This window comes from Brachyspira catarrhinii (genome assembly GCF_005518285.1).
Taxonomy (GTDB): Bacteria; Spirochaetota; Brachyspiria; order Brachyspirales; family Brachyspiraceae; genus Brachyspira; species Brachyspira catarrhinii.
Window position 1 is genome coordinate 1 of sequence record NZ_SJDU01000413.1, and the last position, 1,873, is coordinate 1,873.

Genomic DNA, 1,873 nt, shown 5'->3' on the forward strand with positions numbered 1-1,873 from the left:
ATACTTTTGCATGATATAACCAATATCATACTCAAAATAACCGTTAAAATAATAGCGATGATATATTTTAAATATTTCATACTAACCTCCGTAAATTTTTATAATAACAAGGTGGCTTCAGCCCCTTGTGTTTCCTCTGCAGTTTACATGCAAGGGGTTCGCTCTGCAGTTTACATGCAAGGGGTTAAAACCCCTTGTTATTTCGTTCGTTGTCATCGCCTCGCGGCGAATGACCGTGTTTTTTCCGTCATTGCGAGCCTCGACACCGTAGGCGTGAGGCGTGGCAATCTCTATACTCTGTGGATTACTTCGGACTTCGTCCTCGTTCCCACAGGGACGCCTCTGGCGAATGACATAACAGTCGTCATCGCCTCGCGGCGCACAGCGTGTGCGAGGGCAAAGTCTGAAGCAATCCAAATTCTTATAACAAGGGGTAGCTACCCCTTGTTATTAATATCTCAAATCCGTGCTATAATCCACGCTTTCCTCTCCATAAGTAAGCCAATATAAATTGAATCTTCTGAAAATTATCTTGGTTGAAGAGTCAGCTTCTTCCGTCAAAGTGCCGATAGTTCCGTCCGATAGAACTGTTATTGCTGGATAACCATCGCTCACGCCGCTATTTGCTACAATCTCGCCAGTGTAGGCATATTTACTGCCGCTTTTATCTCCATTATTAAAATCGTTGGTAGTAAGTTTAACGCTATAACTGTTTTGTCCATAATGAGAGAGAGCCATTAAGCCATATTTTAAGCCTTCGGTTTTAATAGGTTTTCCGTTGAATTCATATCTTACTAAATCGGCATGTTTGCCATTTGCAGATTCTTCTTGTAGAACAGTTGTGATTGTCCAATTTTGACCACAATCGGAAGAACGAGACCAATACATCACATTATTCTGTCCCGTAGTTGAAGTTTTTTTCCAATCGGCGCTTCTCATATTAATTAAGATATTTCCATCGTAAGTTTCATATAATTTACTCTCATATGAAGTAAAACTTCCTAATGGGTTACCGCCTTTTCTTGTTTTCACATCTGCTTTTATATTGTTTATATTGTTATTCCAAGTTATGCCGTCATTATCGGAGGTTATAGTAGTCGTCCACACGCCCGTTGCATTTTTATTTTGACTGTTAGTTAAATAATAATACGGGAATAATAATTTATTCTGACCTGCATTAGCGCCATGCCTTAAAGTAACGCCTTGTCCGTAAGTTACAAAGTTAGTGATAGTTTGCCCAGTAGCCGTCTTAGCAACATCTTGAACTTGAATTTCTACTTCTCTCGTCCAAGTTGCGCCATTATCCGAACTTCTATAGAAAATAGTATTTGTATAATCGTTGGATGTTGTTGTAATTCCTAATAAAACATCGCCGTTATGACAATTAATAAAAAACGGATTACGGCTATTAGCTCCCGCTCCAAGTTGAGAGGTTAGCCAAGTATATCCAGAATCCAAACTTCTTTTAACGAAAATATTTCCGTCATAATCTCCAACAGCGGCTATTAAAACTCCCGTAGATGTGGTAGTCAAAGCTGGTATTCCGCCGTTTTCAAACAAAACCATAGAATTATATTCGGGGTCATAATCTTGATTTTGTTCTTCTTGAGAGAGCGAGTTTCTTGGCAATGTCCAATTTCCTACTTGCGTTCCTCCTCCGCTTCCTGATAATGGTCCCGTGTCGTTGGCTGCGATAGAATTTCCATTGTCGCCGCCGCCTACAATACCAGTTCCGTTATCTTGCTCGTTTGCAGTATTTGAACCTTCTGGCTCGGTGTATCGCTTACATGTAAATACCATAAGGATACTTAAGATAATTAATAATACTTTTTTAGCTGTTTTCATAATGAAAAGCCTCCGTTTAAATATATTT

The 1,873-nt window shown here is 39.4% G+C and carries 1 protein-coding gene; it reads right to left on the minus strand.

Going from position 1 to position 1,873, the window contains the following annotated elements:
* Positions 1-450: 450 nt before the first annotated feature.
* Positions 451-1,845 carry a sialidase family protein gene (locus EZH24_RS11050; RefSeq protein ID WP_137999165.1) on the minus strand — a complete coding sequence of 465 codons (1,395 nt, stop codon included), beginning with the start codon at positions 1,843-1,845 and terminating at the stop codon, positions 451-453.
* Positions 1,846-1,873 lie beyond the last annotated feature (28 nt).

Coding starts and splice junctions, on each gene's coding strand:
- EZH24_RS11050 (WP_137999165.1), bottom strand. CDS start 1,845: ATGAAAACAGCTAAAAAAGTATTATTAATTATCTTAAGTATCCTTATG.